Consider the following 22,667-nt stretch of genomic DNA (forward strand, 5'->3'; position numbering starts at 1 on the left):
AATTTACATGGTCATTCCGATGTCTATTCCTTTAATTTTTCTATACAGATCGGTAGCATAATTATCAGTCATGCCCGAGACGAAATCAATAACCCCGAGCACTTTCTGATAGTCCGTTCCGTCATTGTAAATAAATTGCTTTGGAATTAATTTCAAAGCTTTTTCGTCATAAGATTTTCTTTTGTCGTCAGACTTCAGAATGGAAGGAATAAAGTGATCCAGCAATTCATACATCACATTATATCCTGCATTTTCAATTTCGACAACCGCTTTATGATTATAAATTTTTTCTACCGAAAAACTCTCAATATCCTGAAGTGCCTTATTTTCTTTTTTATAGATGTCCAGTAAACCGTTGCCAAGATTTCCTTCAAGAATGGTTTCAAAGTTATGCTTATACATCTCAATTGATTTATTGATTAAAGCATTGATCACTTTTGCCCTTAAATACGAAATCTGTTCATTTTCATTGGAGATAGAGCTTAATTTTGTCTCAATTCTCTGAACATCATCGGTTTCAGATTTTACCAGCTCGAAAAATAAGTTTTTACAGTCTGCTGTTGATACAATTCCCAGCCGGTGAGCATCTTCCATATCAATGATATTGTAGCAGATATCATCTGCTGCTTCTACCAGCCATACGAAAGGATGTCTTTTGAAAATATGAGGTTCTTCATTTTCAGCAATAAGCCGGGTTCCTTTGGCAATCTCCAGAAATATATCCTTTTCATTCTGGAAAAACCCAAACTTCTTTCTGTGGATAATTCCTTTTTTCTTGGCTACAGCCTCACACGGATATTTTGCAATGCTTGCCAGCGTTGAGAAAGTAAGCTGAATACCTCCGGCATCTTTCCCTTGCTGCTGCTGTGCCAGCACTCTGATCGCATTGGCATTACCTTCAAAATTAACCAGATCTGCCCACTCTTTCTCATTGAATTTAGATTTCAGATCTTTTTCATTTCTTTCAAAATAGCTCGCAATGGCATCTTCCCCGGAATGTCCGAAAGCAGGATTTCCCACATCATGGCATAAACATGCTGCAGCTATTACATTTCCTAAATTATGGAGATAAAAGTTCTTTGAATCCTCAGTCAGTTCATTTTTAAAATCTTCAGCAATAAATTCACCTACAATACTTCCTAAACTTCTTCCTACAGACGAAACTTCCAGCGAGTGTGTAAGTCTGTTGTGTACAAAAACACTGCCGGGAAGAGGAAAAACCTGGGTTTTATTCTGCAGTCTCCTGAAGGCAGAAGAGAAGATAATCCTATCGAAATCCCTTTGAAAATCAGTTCTTGAAGCTTTGGTCTGCGGATTATTTCCTGTACGTTGATTGGTGAAAATGTGGTTTAAATTCATCATTTTTCAAAATTACTTCAAATTTTAATTGTACGGAATAGTATTTAGATTTTTATTGGACAGATCTCTCATTCAAAAAATCTATTATGATAAACGTTTTTAGAGACCGGAAGCTTGAAGAAATATTTTACATTTGATGCAACTAATATAACTGAAGAATACTTTTGATTCTTCTTCATGCAAATTTTAAATTCTTTTACAATGAAAGACAACACATGGCTCAACAGATGGGATGAAAGGTACAGCAGCGAAGAGTTTGCGTATGGAACCGAACCGAATAATTACCTGAGGGAGCAACTCAGTCAATTAAAACCCGGCACTATACTTTTCCCTGCAGAAGGCGAAGGACGAAATGCTGTTTTTGCAGCGACACAAGGTTGGCAGGTTTCAGCTTTTGACATCAGTGCCAATGGCAGAAATAAAGCGCTGCAGCTTGCTCAGCAACTGGGAACCGAAATTGATTATCAGGTTGGGGAACTTTCTGATTTGAATTACCAAAAAGAGCATTTTGATGTCATTGCACTTATCTACGCTCATTTTCCGGCTGGTGTTAAATCTTCTATCCATCAGATGTTGAATCAATATCTCCGTAAAGGCGGATTTATTATTTTCGAAGCTTTCAGTAAAAACCATCTTGAATATATCGCCAGGAATGAGAAAGTAGGCGGACCCAAAGATGTTGAATCCTTATTTTCTATTGATGAGATCAAAGCGGACTTCCCGGATTACGATATTATAGAATTAAAAGAAACAGAAATCGAACTCAGGGAAGGCTTGTTTCATAACGGAACAGGTTCTGTTATCCGTTTTGTAGGGCAAAAGCATAACTGATACCAGTGATGCTTACATAAGTTTGTTTTAGGGTGAAGATTCAGATAATGGAATACTATTTGAATCTTTATCTCAAAACAAACTTATGCCTGAAGGTCCATCCATCATATTAATGAAAGAAAGCCTGCAGCCATTTGCGGGCCAGCAAGTGACAGAAGTTTCAGGGAATGCCAAATTTGAAAAAGATTCTTTTATCGGGCAGACCCTTCTCGAAATCCGTACTTTTGGAAAGCAGACTTACCTTGTTTTTGAGAAAGCTGCCATCCGGATCCATTTATTAATGTTTGGCTCTTACGGTATTGATGAGCAGACCAAACCGGATAAAAGCCTGCGTTTGGCATTGTTTTTCCCAACCGGAAGCATCTATTTTTACACCTGCTCGGTAAAGTCTGTAGATCTGAAATTTCTCTCCGCCATTGATTGGGAAGCTGACGTTATGAGTGATCAGTGGAATCCGAAAAAGCTGAAGAAAAACTAAAATCGAATCCGAAAATGATGGTGTGCGATGCCTTAATGAATCAGGATATTTTTTCAGGTGTAGGCAACATTATTAAAAATGAAGTCCTTTTCAGAATTGGAGTGCAGCCTGAAAGTCTGTTGGGCAATCTCCCGGCTAAAAAAGGAAAGAGCTTATTACTGAAGCCAGAAATTACAGTTTTGATTTTCTGAAATGGAAAAGGGAGTTTGTTTTGAAAAAACACTGGCTGGTACATACCAAATCTGTATGCCCGGTTTGCGGACAGAAGCTGATCAAAAAACAGACAGGTGCCGGAAAAAGAAGGAGCTTCTTTTGTGAAAAGGATCAGAAGCTTTATTGATAAGCAACTATTTTAAGTTTTGACTAAAGCCGCTGAAGAGTTTGATTTATTTAACGGGCTAAATCCCGGTTCTATTGAATAATTTTTAACCGCAGATTACACGGGTTTATACTGATGAATATGCATATCTTTTTCATACATAGATCATTAAACTACTGATTGCTTATTGCTTATTACTCATCCATCAGTCTGAGTTGAGAAGCCCGCCGGCAAATCTTGTAAAGAATTCTGATCTGTATACTTCCCCAAGCGGGATTTCAGAGTCTTCAATGTAGATATTATGATTATCAAATGAATCAATATAGTTCATATTGACAACGTAAGATTTACTTACCCTGATGAAGGTTTCTCCTGAAATTTTCTGATGAATGGTTTTCAGGTTCATAGCAGTGATCAGCTTCTGCTGCTGGGTATGGATCACAACATAATCTTTAAGTCCTTCTATAAATTTAATATCGGAAAAATTAATTTTGTAAAACCTGCGTTCGGCTTTGATAAACAAAAAGTCTGCAGTATTAGATTCTACCGTATTCTTTACTGTATCTTTAGATAACAGTTCTGTGTAAAGGATGGCCTTGTCAATTGCTTTTTCCAGCCTTTGGGGATCAATAGGCTTCAAAAGATAATCTACAGCTTCCAGCTCATAACTTTTTAAGGCATATTGGGAGTAGGCCGTCGTAAAGATGATCAGTGATTTTTTTGGAAGCATTTCAGCAAACTCAAGACCGGTCACCATAGGCATCTCTATATCCAGGAAAATAAGGTCTACATCATTATTCTTAAGAAATTCAAGGGCAGATGGAGCACTGGAAAACTCCCCAAGGACATCAATGCCGGAAATTTCAGTGATCAGCGATCTCATTTCTGATCTTGCCAAAGGTTCATCATCAACTATAATACAATTCATCATACGGGAATTTTTAAATTTACAATATATTCTTTATCTCCTGATTCTATCTGCAGATCAAAAGTATCACCATAAAGAAGTTCAAGCCTTCTGGTAATATTGGCAAGCCCGAGCCCGCTGTTCTTTTTATCCTGAACAATATAACCATCGCTTCTTGAATTTACACACATAAATGAAGCTGCTTATTCTCAATATTTATTTTGATATTCACGTAAGATTCTCCTCCACTGATGTCTACACTATGTTTAACAGCATTTTCTACAAAAGTGGTAAACAGGTTCGGCGGAATAAAGGTACTGTTGACAATTCTTTTATCAATATCAGTCTGAATACCAAAAGAAAAGTGATCACGTCTTATTTTTTCAAGATTTAAAAAGTTGGACAGAAAATCTATTTCTGAGATCAGTAATGTTTTTCTTCACTGTTTTCATACAGCTGATATCTGAGAAACTCGGAAAGTTTTACAATCACCACTGAAGCTTTGGCCGGGTCCGTCCTGATCAGGGCCTTTACATTATTCAGCATATTAAACAGAAAATGTGGATTGATCTGGTTTCTGAGCTCATTGAGTTCCATATTCAGGGTGAGACTGCTCAGTTCATTAATTCTTTTATTATCACTGATCCATTTCTGCAGGAGTTTTATGGTAGTGGTTGTAAGAATAATCGGGATACACATCAGCATGCCTTCATAAATCCCTCCTTTTTCATTTTCTCTGAGAATATTTTTAATCCTAAAATCATCGAACAGCCATTTAAAGCTATATCCGATAAGGTTGATTCCCGCCACTCCCATCAGGACAAGCAAAACAAGATAAGTGATGTATTTCGTTTTAAAGAAGAACCTGGGAACCAATACATAGATATTAATGTAAACCATTGTAATCAGTATGGTATACACAAAAAATAAAACATAATACTGATATATCCCGGAATACCAGTGCCAGAATCTTGCGCTGTATATCAGAAAGAAAAAGAAAATGAGAAACAGCAGATGTCTACGGAACTCATATCTCGCTTCCACCAGAAAATCCATTACAAAGGTTTCTTCAAATTTCCACGGACTGTATTTCATAGGATAGGCTCATTTTATCATTAACAAAAATAGAGAATAACGGAAACTACAACTATTTTATTATACAAAACCTGTATTTTATTATACCAATGATTATACTTCCGGTTTTGGTATAAAATACCTGCCATTTCGTATAAAAACAAATCTGCCAGATACTTTTCTCTATTTCTTTGTACTATAAAATGCACACATATGGAATTAAAAGCTTTTCATGAACTGACTCAGGAAATATCATCAGAATGCTTTTTTATGACAGAATCTCAACAGGAAGAAAAAGTAATACAACTTATTGATCTGCACCATTTCGCAGAATGCTTCGACCCAGAAATGAAAATCATCAGTTACCTTCATCATCCTATTAATATCGTAGAACATAATGGTAATAAAAAAGGAATTCTGTTTTGTGATCTTAAACACGCTACAGTACCGGACAGTAATCATTCAGAAGCGTTCAGAAGGAGATACAGGCTCTCAGAGCTCTGGTTTGTCTTTGTAGAGGAAACATGTATTCTGGATACAGCCGGCTATACTGATGCTATTATTGAGAACTGTCTGGACATTTTCTATGACAGGATTTTTACTTTCAACTTTTTTCAGTCTATCATTCAACCTTTAAAAGATTAAATCAAATTTCTTAATGTCTGAACTTATTATTAAAGTCTCACTATCAGAGAGATTAAAAAAATTAAAATTTCCCCTTTTCAGTATTTAACCATTCCGGTAAAATATAATCAAAACTTCATAAATACAAATTCAGGGGATTCTCTTTCATGAAAAAATCTTATTACCTCTCATGCAAATGGTTGATGAAAATGATTTCAGGATTTTAATATAAGAACTTACTAAAAATAGGATATGGCTGTACCCAAACAGATATTTCAGACTTTTATCACTAAAAAACTTCCTTTGATTACGCGTTATCATATCTGGAATATGAAAAGAAAGAATCCTGAATATGAGTATTACTTTTATGATGATCAGGATATAGAAAAATTCCTTGAAGAAGAATTTCCTCCCCACTATATTGAAACTTATCGCAAACTGAGGATTGGTGCTTCAAAAGCTGATTTTTTCAGATATGCGGTTTTATATAAGAAAGGAGGGATATATCTGGATGTAGACAGCAGTATTATCAAACCATTCAGAAAATTGATTAAGGATAATGATGAAGCCGTAATCAGTGTAGAAAGACATGAAAACCTGTATGTTCAATGGGCACTTATTTTCAATAAAAATCATCCTTTCCTAAAGAAAACACTGGAATTGATGATGGATAATATAAACAGCCACCGCTATCCACATGATATACATTCTACTACAGGACCTACTGTATTCAGTAATGGGATCAGACAGTCATTAGAGGAAAATCCGGCCATTCCCTTTACATTATTTGACGGTATCGAGTTCCGCGGATACTTAAAGTTCAAATATAAACTGGGAAAATTCTTCCTGTACAAAACACGATCTAAACATTGGAAACAGATGCAAAAGCATCAGGAGATCATTTTTAATGAGCTCCCATTTTTGAAAATACATTAATAATAATCACCCCCAGTACGATCAGGACAATACCAACTATAGCCGGCAGGTCCGGAACCTGTTTGAATGCAATAACACCGATCACCGTAATAAAGACAATTCCTACTCCGGACCAGATAGCATAAGTAATTCCTACAGGAATCTGACGAAGGGTGAGACTCAGAAAATAAAAAGCGCAGGCATATCCGATGACTGTTACTACAGACGGCCATAGTTTGGAAAATTCCTCAGACTTTTTCAGGAAAGTAGTAGCGATGATCTCAAATATAATTGCCAAAGCAAGGAAAATATAACTGCGTCCCATAAATTCATTCTTTGTACAAAAATAGTGAAAGCTTCCGGAGAATTCCCAAATGAGAAAAGTTATTATAGTTCGTACCCTGATGGCAATTGGCATTTCTGTATCTGATGAAGTTCCGGACTTTTCAAAACATTAATAAGCAAAAATACTTTCTAAAGGCACTTAAGTAATTTTTAGTGCTTTATTTTTTAGTTATTCTCATTTTTTCCATACGCTTATCTGACGTAAAAAAATATGCCATCAGGTCTTATTATGATTCAACTGTGTCATAAAATTAATATCACTCTATGTCATAAAATGTCACAACTGACAAAAATTCCAGCACAAAAATTATAACCAACAATAAATTTTCTTAACACAAAAATCTATTTCAGGTGAAAAATCTACAGTCAAAAATGACATTTAAAAACAATATTATGCGAAGCATTATTTATTATTTGTTTTATCAAGTCCGATATAGAAGCCAGGAAACGGTTAACGTTTTCACATAATTTTACAGAAAGAACAATAAAAGTATTAATAAATTCTCAATAACACATTAATTTAATGTAAACAAAACCTAACTAAATAATAAACATAAACCACCGTAATACACTGATAAACATCATAATATTTTACTTTGGCACATGATTTGAAAATAGTAATATTGCAATTGAAAAATTAATAAAAAAAGTCAAATAATTAAAAATAATACAAAATGATAACTTATATCGGTATCGCAACAGGTTTAGTAGTAATTACTTCATATTTCATGACAGTAAGAAGAGAAAGAAACTAATATTAAATAAAGCAAGCCTATAGAATATCTATACTAATTATATTGTTTTATGTTTTTAGTCTGAGAAATCGGATTGCTCTTTTACCCATCGGGTAAAAGGGTCCAAAAACATAAGCAGAAAGATCTTAGTTTCATAACAAATTTTAATATCCAAATGAATAAAGCCGGCCGCAAGTCTGGCTTTATTTTTTTATGTTCCGTCCTGTAACAACGTAGAGGTGTATTTCCCACAGATTTCACAGATTTTCACAGATCTTTAGAAAGATTGTACAGAATATGCTGGTTTGTTCGTTAACCACTGATTCCATTCATCATTTATCATTCTGCGTTGGACCAGATGTTTATTATGATTCAGGATTCCTTTTGACATTCAACAAAGCTTTATCTTTGTCTATTCAATAATTTATTTATCATCATGAATCTGTACAACCTTATTATTCAGGATAAAGAACAGGTAAACCTTAACGAGGTATTTCTCGATACAAAAAACAGAGCCCAGCTTGTACAGCTCATCAAAGAGCATACATATGTTAAAGAACTGCAGGAATATAATCTTCCGGTTAACCATAAGATTTTACTGGAGGGAAGTTCCGGATGCGGAAAAACAATGACAGCAAAGGCCGTTGCCAATGCTCTGGGAAAAAATATTATTATTTTAAACCTGAGCAATATTGTTTCGTCGCGCATTGGGGAAACGTCACAGAATATTAAAATGATTTTTGATAAAGCTGCCAGGGAAAGGTCTGTACTTTTTCTGGACGAACTGGATCAGATCGGGAAAGCAAGAGGAAGTGATGATAAAGATGTAGGGGAAATGAGAAGACTGGTTAATACCCTGATTCAGCTGATAGACTATTACCCTGAAAATGCACTTCTCATCTGCGCTACCAACCACCCTGAAATCATTGATACTGCCCTTTTAAGGCGTTTCCAGCTGAAGATCAACTATGAAATGCCTTCTGCTGAGACTCTTGACACTTTCTACGATCAATTACTGGGTCAGTTTCCTGAAGATATGAGAAGCGTTGAAAGAAAGTATTCTGTTTCTTTTGCTGAAGCGAAAGATAATGCCTTAACTGCCGTTAAAGCTGCTTTAATTAAAAAACTGGAGGCCAAAGAAACCATCCCATCATGAAAGAAGATATTCTCCACAACCTCGCCGTTATCAATGAAAGAATAAAAAAGGCCTGTGAACAATCCGGAAGGAATATTGATGATGTAAAGTTATTACTTGCTACCAAAACTGTTTCACCAGACCGTATTAAAATTGCTCTGGAAAACGGACAGACGTTAATTGCAGAAAATAAAGTACAGGAACTGAAGGAGAAATATGAAGATCTGAAAAACATTCCTCATGAAAATCACTTTATAGGCCATCTCCAGACCAATAAGATTAAAGATATCCTGAAATACGATGTCACCTGCGTCCAGTCTCTGGATCGTCTTGAGCTGGCAGAAAAGCTTCATCAAAGACTTTTGGCTGAAAACAGAACGATGGATGTTTTAATTCAGATAAATACTTCTGATGAAGAAAGTAAGTTTGGAGCTGATCCTGATGAGGCTATTGAGCTTATCCGAAAAATAGCCGGCTACTCTACCTTAAAAATAAAGGGATTGATGACCATTGGTCTGTTCAGTGCTGAGACCGATAAAGTAAGAGCATGCTTTAAAATCCTGAAAAATCTTCAGCAGGAGATCATCCGTGAAAATATCCCCAACGTAGAAATGAAAGAGCTTTCCATGGGAATGAGCGGAGATATGGAAACAGCTGTTGAAGAAGGCGCCACCATTGTACGGGTAGGAACTGCTGTTTTCGGAGCCAGAAGCTATCCGGACAGCTATTATTGGAATGAAGGAAAAGCAAATAACAAAGACTAAAATTATATGTTCCCGTTTACTTATACTTTTGAGAGAGAAATCACAAAAGATAAAACCTCGGATCAGGTTACCTGCACAGTACGTGATCTGTTAAGTAAGAAAAAGGTTCAAAATATTCTTTACGGACCTGGATTTGTTTCTTTTAATGAAGGTTTTTTCAAAGAAAGATCCAATTGGGATTATTTATCTTTAATTGATACCGGAAAATTCACCTATGATGAAAACAACAAAATACTGACCTATAAAGTCTATCTATGGAAACTAAATCTTTTTTCTGTCATTTTTTTCATTATTACCATGGTTTATTTTAAAGAGTTCTTCGGTAATCTACTCCCCTTTTCAGCATTTTTGATCAATCATTCCCTTTGCTATTTTGGAAACCGTGGATTAATAAAAAATATTGTCCATAAAGTTAACTTTTGTCATAACGAAAAAACTCAATAACACATTTTAAAAGTCTACAAATCCGGTATAGTTTTTGCTTTAAATATTTCGTAACCAAATAAATACATTTATGAATAAAAAATTACTATCGGTATGTCTGTTCTTGACATTATTATTCTTTTTTTCATGTGAAAAAGAAAACACACAGATGAAAAGTGGAATTTCCATTGAAACCATTTCAATTATAACCTGCGTTACTATGGGCTTTGCTATTTTGCTGGCGTATAGCTTTAAACGAAGATAACAAACCGGAATTTAAATACTAGGCACCTCCCGAAAACCGGGAGGTGATTTTGTTTTAATTAAAAAGAATTCAGTACAAATCTTCAGTATCACCTCTTAATATCACCACAATTTTCTATCTTTACTCATCATAAACCTTCAAATAAGCTTAAAACCACAAATGGAACAAAAGATACATCAGGGAAGAAACGTTAAAAGATTCAGAGAAATGCTGGGCATCAAACAGGAAGCTTTAGCGCTGGATTTAGGTGATGACTGGAACCAGAAGAAAATTTCTTTATTGGAACAGAAAGAAACCATTGAAGATCCGCTCCTTCAAAAGATTTCTGAGGTTTTAAAAATTCCTGTGGAAGCATTCCAGAATTTTGATGAGGAACAGGCTATAAATATTATTTCAAGTAATTTTCATGACAATGCAACAGGTGTGATTGTCAACAATTATAATCCTATTGATAAAATCATCCAGCTTCATGAAGAAAAAATCGCACTTTACGAAAGAATGCTGAAAGAAAAGGATGATATGATGACCAGGCTTGAAGAATTAATTAAAAGGAAATAAAAAATCATTTCTGTTTTGAGATTGCTTCGCTACGCTCGCAATGACAATTGACGTTCAAGGCTCGTAATTTGTCGGAAAAACACATCGTTTAAGCTTGCTGAGTGGAATGCCTCTGCGAACATTGAAACAATTAGTTGTCGGAAATCCTCGCGACATTTGCGTTAAAGAGATTGCTTCGCTACGCCCGCAATGACGATTACTGCACAGAAAATACTCAATAAAAACAAAAATCCCTCTCATTACTGAGAGGGATTTTTTATAGTTAAAAACTGAGATTACATATAAGCTTCAATCGGCTCACAAGTACAAACCAAGTTTCTGTCTCCGTACGCTTCATCTACTCTTGATACAGAAGCGAAGAATTTGTGGTCTCTTACCCACTCTAACGGATAAGCTGCCTTTTCTCTGCTGTATGGTTTATCCCATGAATCTGAGATCACCAGTTGTTCTGTATGAGGAGCATTTTTCAATACGTTGTTTGTTGCATCTGCTTCTCCGTTGGCAATTTCATCGATTTCTTTTTTGATAGAGATCAATGCTTCTGCAAAACGGTCTATTTCAGCCTTGCTTTCAGATTCTGTAGGCTCAATCATCAATGTACCTGCAACCGGGAAAGAAACGGTAGGAGCATGGAACCCATAATCCATTAATCTCTTCGCCACATCAGCCACTTCAATTCCTAAAGATTTGAACTGACGGAAGTCTACGATACATTCGTGAGCTACTCTTCCGTTTTCATTTGAATATAAAATCGGGAAATGCTCTGCCAGCACTTCTTTCAGATAGTTAGCGTTAAGGATAGCATGTCCTGTAGCCTTTTTAAGGCCTTCAGTTCCTAACATTTTGATGTAAGCATAAGAAATGTTAAGGATCAGTCCTGAACCGTAAGGTGCAGCAGAAATACCGTCGATTGCTTCTTTGGAACCGATTCTGATATTCGCATTGGAAGGAAGGAATGGCACTAAGTGTTTAGCAACACAGATAGGGCCTACTCCAGGACCTCCACCTCCGTGAGGAATTGCGAAAGTTTTGTGGAGGTTAAGGTGGCAAACGTCTGCTCCGATGTTTCCAGGACTTGTAAATCCTACCTGAGCGTTCATGTTTGCACCATCCATATATACTTGTCCTCCGTGCTCGTGGATAAGGTTGGTAATTTCTTTAATATTGGCATCAAAGAATCCGTAAGTAGAAGGATAAGTGATCATTACAGCCGATAAATTCTCTGAATGAAGTTCTGTTTTAGCTTTAAGATCTTCGAAGTCGATTTCCCCGTTTTCAAGGTTTTTCACGACTACGATTTTCATTCCTGCCATAGCAGCAGAAGCCGGGTTTGTTCCGTGTGCAGACTGAGGAATTAATACTACATTTCTGTGGTGGTCTCCTCTTGAGATATGATATTGTCTGATGACCATTAATCCTGCATATTCTCCCTGAGCTCCGGAATTTGGCTGAAGAGAAGTTCCCGCAAAACCTGTAATTTCTGCCAGGTCTTTCTCCAGTTCACGGATCATTTCCTGATATCCTTCAGCCTGGTTTACAGGTACGAATGGGTGAATAGCTCCCCAGTTTTCCCATGAAAGCGGTAACATTTGTGTTGCGGCATTCAGTTTCATTGTACAAGATCCTAAAGAAATCATAGAGTGTGTCAATGATAAATCTTTTCTCTCAAGACGCTTGATATAACGCATCAGTTCTGTTTCTGTATGGTATTTGTTGAATACTTCTTCCGTAAGAATCTCGTCTTTTCTCAGATTTTCTTCAGGAATGCTGTATCCTTCTTTAATTTCTAATTTGAAAGTCTGCTTGTCTTTAAACTGAGCGAAAGAAGCCATCAGATAGTTTAATTTCTCTAATGTTGTACTTTCGTTGATCGCAATACTTACTACCCCTTCTGTGAAATAGTTTAGGTTAAGTCTGTGATCCAGCATCAGTCTTACTAATTTAGCTTTCTCTTCTTCAAGCATCGTGATTTTTACAGTATCGAAGATTGGCTCTTCTACTACCTGATACCCTAATGCTTTAAGACCTCCTTTCAAGGCGTTTGCTTTAAAGTGGATCTGATCAGCGATATAATTTAATCCTTTCGGACCGTGATACACAGCATACATCCCTGCCATTACTGCCAAAAGAACCTGAGCTGTACAGATATTTGAAGTAGCTTTTTCTCTTTTGATGTGCTGCTCTCTTGTCTGCAATGCCATTCTTAATGCACGTCTTCCGTACATATCCTGAGAAACTCCAATGATTCTTCCCGGGATATCTCTTTTATAATCTTCTCTACAAGCGAAGAACGCTGCGTGAGGGCCTCCGTATCCTAATGGAATACCAAATCTCTGTGTAGTTCCTACAGCACAGTCAGCTCCCATCTCTGCAGGAGACTTTAGCTTAACCAAAGCAAGAGGATCACAAGCCACTGCTACCTGAAGGTCAAGTTTTTTATATTCTACGATATCTTCAGTATAATCTAAAACGATTCCGTTTTTACCAGGATATTGTAATAAAACTCCATAGTAAGAAGCATCAAACTGGTGTGTTTTATGATCTCCAACTACGATTTCAATTTCTAATCCTTCAGCTTTTGTTTTTAATACAGAAACGGTCTGAGGAAGAACAAGATCAGAAACGAAGAACTTATTAGCCCCTGCTTTTTTCTGGTCTTTAGACCTGTTATTGAAGAACATGTGCATGGCTTCTGCGGCAGCAGTAGATTCATCCAATAACGATGCGTTCGCCAATGCAAAACCTGTAAGGTCACATACTACAGTCTGGAAATTAAGAAGAGCTTCAAGCCTTCCCTGTGCAATTTCTGCCTGATACGGAGTATATGCCGTATACCAGCTAGGGTTTTCAAAAATATTTCTCTGGATTGCTGAAGGCAAAAGTGTATTGTGGTATCCAAATCCGATATAACTTGTATAATCTGTATTTTTAGATGCCAATTCTTTTGAATGGTTCAACATTTCGTATTCAGAAAGTGGTTTCGAGATCTCAAGATCTTTCTCTAAACGGATAGAAGAAGGGATAGTCTGAGAAATTAACTCTTCAATACTTGAAACGCCAAGTTTTTCCAACATCGCCTGTTTATCGGCTTCATTAAGAGAAATGTGGCGGCTCACAAACTGTTCTGTATTCATTTTTATTTATTAGATTTTGTTTGTAAAAAGATGGGTAAAATTACAATTTTTTGGACGATTTCACAAGAGTACTGCCAAGGTGATAATTCACACATCTATTTGTGACTTTTCTCACAATTTGCATTTCATAATTTATGATAAGGTTTACATCAATCTTATCAACAATAACCATTATTCAGTACATAATACATAAAACAAATTATCAATTCGTATATAATCCAGTATTTTATACATTATCAAATCAATGTATTTAATCAATAAACTCAACCTTATTGATTGAACTTATATTAAAAAAGAATCTGTAAAATAAATTTTATTCAGCATGTGCTTTATATCAATACTGGGATTTATCTGCCATTCAACGTTAAGCCTTTTAAAATCTTTAAAACAAGCTCTGACTGCTATTCATCAGGTTCTAAGAATTTTATGAAATTTTATTAATTATATTTATTCTAAATTAATATATTTGCACCATGAATATGATAGTCCCATTTAAAGTTCCGCCTTTGGCACCTTACTCTTTCAATAACGAAGAGATGTTCTGTGAAAAGAAATCTTGCTGTAAAAAATTCAAGAAAGGAAAAAGATGTAAAAAATGCCCAGGGAGAAAGAAAATGGCATAGCTAGTCGAAGCTTTTTATCAGTATATAGATTGCAATCGCCAGGATAATAATGCCCCAGATCAGCATCATTATTTTAGGTTGGCCGAATTTGTTAATCCGGGTTGCGGGCTGTGGCTTAAACATTTCTTCCACCGAATTTTTGAATTTTTCAGAATCGTTCTCAAAAACTTCTGTGATGGTGATTCCCTGAACAACCGTTTTGTGCAAAAGAGAATTTGTTGCATGAAGCAAAAGCTGGAATTTTCCATCTTTAAATTCTGTGATCTTAAAGATCCTTTCTCCATATGGTTTCTCTAACCCGAAAGGCAATACCTTCACCACATCGGCATTACTCGTCTGCCAGTTGATGATGATCTCCTCTCCTTTTTTCGCATGAATCTTATTCGCTGTAAAAGTTTTGATAGCAGGTGGAATATTATATCTGAAACTTCGCTGGTGACTTTCTAAATTCTGGTCATAGGTACGTCTTCTCGCCGGATCACTCAATGTTTCATAAGCCTCCTGAATCTCACGGAAGCGATCTGCGAAAAAATCATCATTATCATTTTTATCCGGGTGGTATTTTAAAGATAACTTCCGATAAGCTTTTTTGACGTCTTCTTCTGAAGCATCCTGTGATATACCGAGAAAATAATAATAATCTTTCATTGAGCAATACAAAAATAAGGATTTATTTTTCTTTGTGTTTGATGTTTACGGTAAATTTTGTCAGAAAAAAACAGATCTTAAAGTCATTACGAACCGAAGGTGAAGCAATCTCAATATAGCTCGTATCTGTTGGTTGGAAAACCGCAAAGACGCTAAGGATTTTCACAACAATCTGTATATTTTTAAGGCGCAAAGATTTTATCTCCGATAAAATTATACTTCTCTAAAATGAAACGGTTATTTTCAACAGTTTCCCTGTCATTCCGAGCATAGCAAGGAATCTCAACTCTGTATTCCACAGATTTTACAAATTACGCAGATCATTTCGCAGCAACTTCAATGACAACCACTAAATGATAATAGACCACCACTATCTATTTGCGGTAAACCCAATCCTTAGCCGGAGCAATCCAGTCATTGAGCGCTTTGAAAAGAAAACCATGATTCAGCCCCGTATTAAGTTCTATTTCCTTAAAATCTTTAATATGAGATCTGATGAACCGCTGTTCATGCGATATCGGAATATGTCCGTCATCAGATTTTTCCGTAATGGAAAGTATTTTTCCATAAAGCCTGAAATTTTTATCTTTTTCCAAAGAATCATCTTTAAAACTGGCACCGATAATTACAAATTTTAATTGCGGATTTTTCTTATAATAAGACACATATTGCGCAATATATCCTCCCTGGGAAGTGCCTACTACCGTGATATTTCCAGCAGGAATTCCTTTTTTCATAAGACTGTCAATCTGCTTTGCCACTTTCTGAGCATACACTGAAGGATCCGTATCTGCTTTTCTTTTTCAGAAATCACAACCGTATTGTTATCCTTTAGTTGATGAAGTATTGCTTCATATTCTGCCACTCCGTATTTTGGATGTTTTTCCTCCAGAGAATGGCCTTCCAGAAATTTATTATGCAGAAAGAAAATATAATGTTTTTGCTGAGAATTCTGTCCATAGATGATGATGGAGAAAACAGACAGCAATGCAATATAAATATACCTGTACTTCATGATAACCGAACTATTTTTTCATACAAATGTAGCGTTAAAAAAGCTTATACAACTGTTTAAATAAAAAAATTCCGGCGCGGGAAGCAGAGCTTCCCGCGCCGGAATTAAACAATTTCAATTTAGTTCTTATGTATTATGCTTCGCAGGTATTATCTTTTCTGCAGCATCTTGAACCGAATTCTTTTTGAACTTTCCTTTCAGTTCCTGATAGTCTTCGTCATTCATTTCCCTGATCTTATCTGCCAGTCCGAAAGGGGACTTTTCTTTGATTCCGTATTCGTCAAAAATACCTTTGATAAATTTTTTCTTTGTGCGGCTTTTTTAGCAATTAAGGCTACACCCACAACGGCTAGTGCTCCAAGAGCTCCTTTTAATGCTGAATTTTTCATTTTTTCAAAATTTTAAATTTTACTACTTCTTGTTTTTTATAGAGACGAATGAATTTTAATTTTACTTTACTACTTCTTTCAAATTTTTAAATTATTCGTTATTTCTGTTGAAGAATCCTCCGGAACATTTGTTTCTCCAGATTTCCTTGAATTTCTCTCTTTCCTCAGGAGACAAACCTGCCATTTTCTCCCTCATTTTTCTTTCTTTGAAATCTCTCACTCCTTTTCCGAAATGAAAACCTCCGAAAAGAATTTTGCTTAAGATCAGTATTCCCATTGCCTGCCAGAAAGTAATCGTTTTCGCTCCTAAAATCTCAGGAAGGAGAGCGTTCCAAAGCATCATTACAATCCATGTAACGGCAGTTAAAATTAATGGCGGGCATAACAATAAAAAAATCCAACCCTTTTTGTGTTTATGATTCATAATTTCTTTTCTAACTTTTTAAATCTTCGTATAATTTTCTCAATCTGTTTCTTAAGTGCTTCACAGCATAGTTTTTTCTGCTGATGATGGTTTTGATGTTTTCTCCCTGTTCATCGGCGATCTCCTGGAGGGTTTTGTCGTTCAGTTCGTTTTCTACGTAGACCAGCCTTTGTTTTTCGGGAAGTTCATCAAGCGCTTCAAACAGTTTTTTCCAGATTTCATCCTGAAACATCTTTACTTCAGGGCCTGCGCTTTCGTCCATCAAAAGGATATCTTTGATAGAGAATTCGCCGTCTTCGTCTTCATATACGAAATCTTCAAGATTTTCTGTTTTCTTTTTACGGTAACGGTCAGTAATTTTATTTGCCGTCACCCTGTACAGCCAGCCTCCAACGTTTACGATCTCAGAAAGATTCGTAAGGCTACTGAACTGATACCACACTTCCTGCAGGATATCTTCCGCATCCTCCGCGTTTTTCACTTTCGGACGAATATAAGACATCAGCTTCCCTCCGTAGTTGGAAACGGTCTGTGAGATGATGCTTTCTTTCTCCTTCTGTGGCATTGTTATTTTTTCGACAACCTCCATACTGATATGACGGTTAGTCTTTTGGTTTTACTTTAATAAATTTAAAATATTTTTCTTACAATTCAGTTTTTCTTTTATCCATCGGTTTTTTATCTTCTCAATTCTCATTACTTATGTTTAAGGGAGCTATTTCCCGCTATCCGCTCATACTCCTCACGCCAGGCCATCCCACACTCTTACCCTTCGACTCTCCCACTCATGTTCCGGGGTAACCGCTGCTATCGGGGCTAAGTTGGTAAGTGATAATTGGTAATTGATGATTGATGATTGATGAAGATCTTTTATCCATTCTCAATTTCTAACGTTATTTGAGATTCCTACGGAATGACACAATTGTAATGATAGTTTATCCATACAGCTTGTCATTCCGTAAGAATCCAAACACCACCTAATCAATAACAAAAGAAACGGAAGACCTGAGCCTTCCGTTCCACACATTATAAAATTATAGGTTACTTATTAAAATTTTCAGCAAAGAATCCTAACATTGACTTATAAAGCTCAATCCTGTTAGGCTCTTTTCCAAATCCATGTCCTTCATCATATTTAACCAGATAAGGAACTTCAAATCCTTTGGCACGCATCGCTTTTACAATCTGATCAGATTCATTGATATTAACCCTTGGATCGTTGGCTCCCTGGACCACAAATAAAGGCTTTTTGATCTTATCAATCTGGTAAACCGGGGAAACTTCCTTAGCTATTTTTGCTTCTTCAGGATTGTCAAGGTCATACCAGATCTGTTTTACCATTTCTTTATAAGGTTTCCAGTATTCCGGGAAGGAATCAAAGAAAGTAAAGATGTTGGAAACTCCTACGTAATCTACTCCACACGCATACAAATCCGGAGTTTTAATCAGTCCCATCAGTGTTGCATATCCTCCATGGCTTCCTCCGTAAATGGCAACTTTATCTTTATCTACCCATCCCTGTTCAATAGCGTATTTTACTCCATCTTCCACATCATCCATAGCTTTTCTTCCGATCTGCTTATAACCTGCTTTCTGGAATGATTTTCCGTATCCCCCGGAAATTCTGAAATTAACCTGAAGGGTAGCATATCCACGGCTTGCAAACAGCTGAGTTTCCGGGTTGAATCCCCAGCTATCTCTGATTCCCTGAGGGCCACCATGAGGATTTACAATAAGAGGAACTTTTTTCCTTCCAATGCTGCCTTAGGCAGGGTGATATATCCATGGATTGTTAATCCGTCTCTGCTTTTAAATTCGATAGGTCTCATTTCAGCCATATCTTCTTCTTTCAGCTGAGGCATCAGATTGTAGAGAAGTTTGGTCTGTTTGGTTTTGGTATCGTATTCATAATAGGTTCCATACAGCTTATCACTTCCCACGACGATCAGAAGTTTATCATTATTATCATCAGAAGAGGCAATTCCAAATTCTTTGTCTCCGAACTGAGCTTTTAATTTATCGTGTATTTCCTTATAAAATTTACTTACCGGAACCGTTTCTCCTTTGGTTCCTTCATAGCTGATATAATCAAGCTCATAGTTTCTGTTTTTACCCGCAGTGCTTATTGAGCTCACATCATATACCGGATTGGAATAAATTTCTTTAATCACAGCATTTTTCTTCAGATCATACAGTACAATCCTCGCTTTATCACTATCCAGATTGGTTACTACATACGCTTCGTCTTTGTTTTTAGAATTTTCATTAAATTCAATAATACTGAAGGTATCAGACCAGTCTGCAGATTTGATCAGATTGAATTTTCCGGTCTGCAGATCCTTATAATAGGTTTTAGTAGTTAATCCGTTTTCAAGAACGCTGTATCCTCTCAGATTTCCGTCTTTATCAAAAAGGTAATCATCAATAGGGCTGTTGACATCTTTATTTTCATACAGCTGGGTCATTTCCCCGGTAACGAAATTGATTTTAAAGGGTTCAAAGATCTGCTTGTTATTCTTATTCATGGTAACCACAACGAAATCCGTATCCTTAACCGGAATAATGGCCTGTACTTTTACACCGTCAAATGGTGTTAAATCTTTCTGATTGCCTCCATCTATATCTGTGGCGTAAAGGTGAATATTTTCATTTCCCCCTCTATCCTGCGTATAGAAAAGACGTTTTTTGTTCAGCCATCCGTAACCTCTTATCAGGTCATCTTTTTCAACTATAGCTTTGGTAATTTTTCCGGTACCAAGATCTTTAACATAAACGTGATTTTTTATCCTGATCTTTTTCTTTGTAGGAAAGATACTTTCCGTCAGGAGAGATTTTAAATGCTGAAGCTTTTGGCCTTGCAAAATAATCTTCAACTTTGTATTTAAAGTTTCCTTTATCGTAAGAAATAAGCTTTTCCAGATTGGCTTTGGAAGATGGCAAAGTAGGATCTCCCGGCAGTTTGGCAGTAGAACTTTGTGCGTTGATCATAATAGTGGACAGTACAATATAGGCTGTACCGAAAATGTTGTGATTTAGGTTCATAACTTCTATTTTAAAGGTTAAAGTTATCGAGTGCACTTTTTTTAAATAATAAAAATAAAGGCAACTATATAATAAGACATGCAATTCCTGTAAAATGTTACAGTTTTATATCATTTAATTAAAAAAATATTTTCATTTATGATACTGAGGCTTTTGAGTATATATATTTACTATTCTCGCAAATAAAAATTATATTAATACATAGGAGAAAATTATAACAAGTAATTTAGATTCTTATGATATCCAAAAATGGCAACCATTTAATATTTTTTAATATCTCTTTCATGAACTCTAAAATCATTTTTATTCTGTAAAAGAATTTGACAACAAATAAAAATATAGAAACTCTAATTAAGCTGCTTTTACGGTTTCCCCCAAAAACATCTCAAAAGTATTTACTTTTTTTGTGGCAAAATTAGAATTATGAATATTGATCAAAATCTAACATCTAAAAAAACAAAAGGAGGCTGCCTTAAATGGACTACATTACTTTTAACTTTAGCTTTTTTATTTATATCCGTCACCGTCTGGAGAACAATCAAAACATTAGAATCTGATAATGGAAAAGTAGAACAAATAAAAAAAGATAGTATTATTAGAAGTCGAAAATTTCAAAAAGGATGGAAGTCATTAGATCTTAAAGATAAAAAAGAAGAAATTAATAAATTAATTAAAAGTGAGGAAAAGTTTTATTTTGAGAAGAGATTTCTAATTAATGAAAACTTATTAACGTTAATAAAAGCAAGTGTTAAATATCCTGAAACTTTGGAATATAAATCTATTTCAAGAGATTTTGTTAAAAACCCCAATGGTTATACATCAGTTCTCCCTGAAGATTTCTCAAATATAAATTATGAAAAGGGTTCTTTTAGGGTTTCTAAAGAATTTAAAAGTGAAAATAAATTAGGAATGAAAGTTAGAGGTATAATATTCTGCGACTTTACTTTCAATGGTTTAAAATATACTTTAAAAAATATAAAATTTGAATAAAACGATGAAACTATTTCATAATTAAACTATTTAACACAAAAAAGTAATTCAACTTTTTTAGGTTCAAAAAGTGCAGTGTCAAAATATTGACACTGCACTTATTTCAATTTTCTAACAAAACAAACTGTTAACTTTAACATTTTTATCTAATGTAAATAGATTCCGAAATACCAGGTCCATGCTATTAAAATAACCTGCATGGGAATCCTTTGATAATAAAGGTATTTCATCCCGGGACCGGTGTAATCTGCTTTAAAAATATTGATGTTTTTCCTGGAGGAATTGATATTGGCAATAAAAACCAATACATAAAAAATGATCAGTAAAACAGCTGTAGTTTCGCGGATGGCCGGAATCATAAGTCCAATCCCTGCCGCAATTTCCAATCCCCCTGTAAAATAGACCCAAAACAGTTTCCCAGGAATAAAATCAGGGATCATCATTGCCATTCCTTTTTGGAATTTAAAATGTGAAAAGCCTGTAAAGATGATAAAAACAGCCATCCCCAGGTTTCCCGAAAATATAAAATCCGGTTTCCCCTGAAAAAGAAAAGTTGCCAGCAAAGCCAGAATACATGTTGCGAAAAGTATGACAAGTAGTTTCATAGATGATAGGTTGCAGGTTGCAGGAATTAGACTCAAGTATCAGTTGTAAACCTGAAACCTTGAACTTTAAACATTGAATTATATTATACTGAATCAAGGCTAACTCCTTCTGCAAGGCTTTTTACAACCATCAGCCCTTTTGTAAATCCTGTATTGAGATGATCCTGCCATTCTTTTTCAACCTGAACCTCTGTATGAAGTTTTGTTTTCCCATCAAAATCGATCAGGAAATATTTCTCAAAACTGCCGCTCCACTCCATTACTTCTTTGCTCTGTGTATCTTCATGACCTTCCTTATCTACCATTCCCAGGTGTTTGAATACAACCTGTCTCGGCTCATCAAGACTGTCTATGGTAGAAACCATACCTTCTCCACTCGCATTAACAAAGTAGGTTTTTCCGCCTACCTTCCAATCGGATTTCATGACGGATCCTTCTCCAAAGTAACGGGTCCATTCGCTATATGTTTCAGGGCTCCAGAGAATATCCCAGACTTTCTGCATGGGAGCATCAATTACTGTTTCGTATGATAAAGTTTCCATATTTTAATTTTTATGATTTGTATTATTTTTTTTGCCACTCCTACAGCTGATTTTCCGAAAGGTGCTTCACAAGTGACATGGCTTTTGGAAATTTCTCCTCAAAAAATTCTTTAAATTCTGCAGGAGTCTGAATCTCAGTCCTCAGCAAAGTCCCTTCTTCGTTTTCCTTCAGGAAGTAAGCTTCTGTAGCCTCACCCCAATCCTGAGGAACTTCAATACCATCGTAAATCTCACCCAGATGCAGAAATATTATTTCCTCGTTAGGAATCACTTTTTCTACCCTGCTGTACATTCCGTTGTTTTTGGGATCAAGAAATTTAACAATATTATTCTCATCCAGCGTCCCTTCATAAAAAGAGCCGTCCGTAAAAGCCGATGTCCATTGCCTGTAGGTAATATCCCCCCACAGGACGCTCCATACTTTTTCAGGTTCGGCATTGATTTCTATTTCGTATGATAGTTTTTCCATTTTTTAAGTATTAAGTGGTGGTAATAGGTTTTGAGAGTCTGAGAGTTTGAGAGTG

General features: G+C 35.8%; 24 protein-coding genes and 1 pseudogene. 9 read left to right on the forward strand and 16 right to left on the reverse strand.

The features are described from left to right. Positions 1-3 precede the first annotated feature (3 nt). Positions 4-1,359 carry a deoxyguanosinetriphosphate triphosphohydrolase gene (locus OWR28_RS16035; protein WP_332388046.1) on the reverse strand — a complete coding sequence of 452 codons (1,356 nt, stop codon included), beginning with the start codon at positions 1,357-1,359 and terminating at the stop codon, positions 4-6. Positions 1,360-1,560: 201 nt separating this feature from the next. Between OWR28_RS16035 and OWR28_RS16040 the strand changes: the two genes are divergently transcribed. The 3 genes from OWR28_RS16040 to OWR28_RS16050 all read left to right on the forward strand — a co-directional run bounded on the left by OWR28_RS16040 (position 1,561) and on the right by OWR28_RS16050 (position 2,859). Next, positions 1,561-2,190, forward strand: coding sequence for a class I SAM-dependent methyltransferase (locus OWR28_RS16040; protein WP_332387516.1), 630 nt, complete (start codon positions 1,561-1,563; stop codon positions 2,188-2,190). 85 nt (positions 2,191-2,275) lie between these two features. Next, on the forward strand, positions 2,276-2,668 hold the full coding sequence (locus OWR28_RS16045; RefSeq protein WP_332387517.1) for a DNA-formamidopyrimidine glycosylase family protein: 393 nt from the start codon (positions 2,276-2,278) through the stop codon (positions 2,666-2,668). Between the two features lie 35 nt (positions 2,669-2,703). After that, positions 2,704-2,859 carry a hypothetical protein gene (locus OWR28_RS16050; protein ID WP_332388047.1) on the forward strand — a complete coding sequence of 52 codons (156 nt, stop codon included), beginning with the start codon at positions 2,704-2,706 and terminating at the stop codon, positions 2,857-2,859. Between the two features lie 333 nt (positions 2,860-3,192). Here OWR28_RS16050 and OWR28_RS16055 read toward each other — a convergent pair whose 3' ends face one another. The 3 genes from OWR28_RS16055 to OWR28_RS16065 form a co-directional block, all read right to left on the reverse strand. Then, positions 3,193-3,915 (reverse strand): LytR/AlgR family response regulator transcription factor, encoded by a 723-nt coding sequence (locus tag OWR28_RS16055; RefSeq protein WP_332388048.1) that lies wholly within the window; start codon positions 3,913-3,915, stop codon positions 3,193-3,195. Continuing rightward, positions 3,915-4,085, reverse strand: coding sequence for a hypothetical protein (locus OWR28_RS16060; protein WP_332387518.1), 171 nt, complete (start codon positions 4,083-4,085; stop codon positions 3,915-3,917). Before OWR28_RS16060 ends, OWR28_RS16055 begins: the two co-directional genes overlap by 1 nt. Before the next feature lie 232 nt (positions 4,086-4,317). After that, a complete protein-coding gene (locus tag OWR28_RS16065; RefSeq protein ID WP_332387519.1) occupies positions 4,318-4,989 on the reverse strand; it encodes a histidine kinase in 672 nt (223 codons plus the stop codon). 192 nt (positions 4,990-5,181) lie between these two features. Here OWR28_RS16065 and OWR28_RS16070 point away from each other — a divergent pair, with 192 nt between their 5' ends. Continuing rightward, the gene (locus OWR28_RS16070) at positions 5,182-5,613 is read left to right on the forward strand and encodes a hypothetical protein (protein ID WP_332387520.1); all 432 of its coding nucleotides are present in this window, start codon (positions 5,182-5,184) and stop codon (positions 5,611-5,613) included. Between the two features lie 231 nt (positions 5,614-5,844). Then, positions 5,845-6,528 carry a glycosyltransferase gene (locus tag OWR28_RS16075; RefSeq protein WP_332387521.1) on the forward strand — a complete coding sequence of 228 codons (684 nt, stop codon included), beginning with the start codon at positions 5,845-5,847 and terminating at the stop codon, positions 6,526-6,528. Here OWR28_RS16075 and OWR28_RS16080 read toward each other — a convergent pair. Further along, positions 6,497-6,832, reverse strand: a complete 336-nt coding sequence (locus OWR28_RS16080) for a DMT family transporter (protein ID WP_332387522.1) — start codon at positions 6,830-6,832, stop codon at positions 6,497-6,499. The genes OWR28_RS16075 and OWR28_RS16080 overlap by 32 nt on opposite strands. A gap of 1,190 nt (positions 6,833-8,022) precedes the next feature. On the opposite strand from OWR28_RS16080, the gene OWR28_RS16085 reads away from it, so the two are divergent. The 3 genes from OWR28_RS16085 (at position 8,023) to OWR28_RS16095 (ending at position 10,731) form a co-directional block, all read left to right on the forward strand. Further along, positions 8,023-8,742 carry an ATP-binding protein gene (locus OWR28_RS16085; RefSeq protein WP_332387523.1) on the forward strand — a complete coding sequence of 240 codons (720 nt, stop codon included), beginning with the start codon at positions 8,023-8,025 and terminating at the stop codon, positions 8,740-8,742. Then, positions 8,739-9,485 (forward strand): YggS family pyridoxal phosphate-dependent enzyme, encoded by a 747-nt coding sequence (locus OWR28_RS16090; RefSeq protein ID WP_332387524.1) that lies wholly within the window; start codon positions 8,739-8,741, stop codon positions 9,483-9,485. Before OWR28_RS16085 ends, OWR28_RS16090 begins: the two co-directional genes overlap by 4 nt. 847 nt (positions 9,486-10,332) lie before the next feature. Further along, the gene (locus tag OWR28_RS16095) at positions 10,333-10,731 is read left to right on the forward strand and encodes a helix-turn-helix domain-containing protein (protein WP_332387525.1); all 399 of its coding nucleotides are present in this window, start codon (positions 10,333-10,335) and stop codon (positions 10,729-10,731) included. A 275-nt stretch (positions 10,732-11,006) separates the two neighbouring features. On the opposite strand, the gene gcvP is transcribed toward OWR28_RS16095, so the two are convergent. From gcvP to OWR28_RS16135, 8 genes and pseudogenes are all read right to left on the reverse strand, one after another. Further along, complete coding sequence (gene gcvP, locus OWR28_RS16100) at positions 11,007-13,865, reverse strand: aminomethyl-transferring glycine dehydrogenase (protein WP_332387526.1); 2,859 nt, start codon at positions 13,863-13,865, stop codon at positions 11,007-11,009. A 623-nt stretch (positions 13,866-14,488) separates the two neighbouring features. Beyond that, positions 14,489-15,136 (reverse strand): DnaJ domain-containing protein, encoded by a 648-nt coding sequence (locus tag OWR28_RS16105; protein ID WP_332387527.1) that lies wholly within the window; start codon positions 15,134-15,136, stop codon positions 14,489-14,491. 374 nt (positions 15,137-15,510) lie between these two features. Then, a complete protein-coding gene (locus tag OWR28_RS16110; RefSeq protein WP_332387528.1) occupies positions 15,511-15,873 on the reverse strand; it encodes a hypothetical protein in 363 nt (120 codons plus the stop codon). After that, positions 15,870-16,151, reverse strand: coding sequence for a hypothetical protein (locus OWR28_RS16115; RefSeq protein WP_332387529.1), 282 nt, complete (start codon positions 16,149-16,151; stop codon positions 15,870-15,872). The genes OWR28_RS16110 and OWR28_RS16115 overlap by 4 nt, the downstream gene beginning before the upstream one ends. Before the next feature lie 221 nt (positions 16,152-16,372). Further along, entirely contained in the window at positions 16,373-16,540 is a 168-nt protein-coding gene (locus OWR28_RS16120; protein WP_332387530.1) for a hypothetical protein, read from the reverse strand. A gap of 91 nt (positions 16,541-16,631) precedes the next feature. Beyond that, on the reverse strand, positions 16,632-16,883 hold the full coding sequence (locus OWR28_RS16125) for a hypothetical protein (RefSeq protein WP_332387531.1): 252 nt from the start codon (positions 16,881-16,883) through the stop codon (positions 16,632-16,634). A gap of 91 nt (positions 16,884-16,974) precedes the next feature. Further along, positions 16,975-17,529, reverse strand: a complete 555-nt coding sequence (locus OWR28_RS16130; RefSeq protein WP_332387532.1) for an RNA polymerase sigma factor — start codon at positions 17,527-17,529, stop codon at positions 16,975-16,977. 476 nt (positions 17,530-18,005) lie between these two features. Continuing rightward, positions 18,006-20,006 (reverse strand): annotated as a pseudogene (locus OWR28_RS16135) (S9 family peptidase). Between the two features lie 423 nt (positions 20,007-20,429). Between OWR28_RS16135 and OWR28_RS16140 the strand changes: the two are divergent. Continuing rightward, positions 20,430-20,996, forward strand: a complete 567-nt coding sequence (locus OWR28_RS16140; protein ID WP_291896478.1) for a hypothetical protein — start codon at positions 20,430-20,432, stop codon at positions 20,994-20,996. 146 nt (positions 20,997-21,142) lie between these two features. Here the strand turns inward: OWR28_RS16140 and OWR28_RS16145 are convergent, their stop codons facing one another. From OWR28_RS16145 to OWR28_RS16155, 3 genes are all read right to left on the reverse strand, one after another. Continuing rightward, complete coding sequence (locus OWR28_RS16145) at positions 21,143-21,601, reverse strand: DoxX-related protein (RefSeq protein ID WP_332387533.1); 459 nt, start codon at positions 21,599-21,601, stop codon at positions 21,143-21,145. 83 nt (positions 21,602-21,684) lie between these two features. Further along, positions 21,685-22,143, reverse strand: coding sequence for an SRPBCC family protein (locus OWR28_RS16150; protein ID WP_332387534.1), 459 nt, complete (start codon positions 22,141-22,143; stop codon positions 21,685-21,687). Positions 22,144-22,183: 40 nt separating this feature from the next. Then, the gene (locus OWR28_RS16155) at positions 22,184-22,612 is read right to left on the reverse strand and encodes an SRPBCC domain-containing protein (RefSeq protein ID WP_332387535.1); all 429 of its coding nucleotides are present in this window, start codon (positions 22,610-22,612) and stop codon (positions 22,184-22,186) included. Positions 22,613-22,667: the final 55 nt, after the last annotated feature.

This window comes from Chryseobacterium sp. 1B4, from assembly GCF_036631475.1.
Lineage (GTDB): Bacteria > Bacteroidota > Bacteroidia > Flavobacteriales > Weeksellaceae > Chryseobacterium.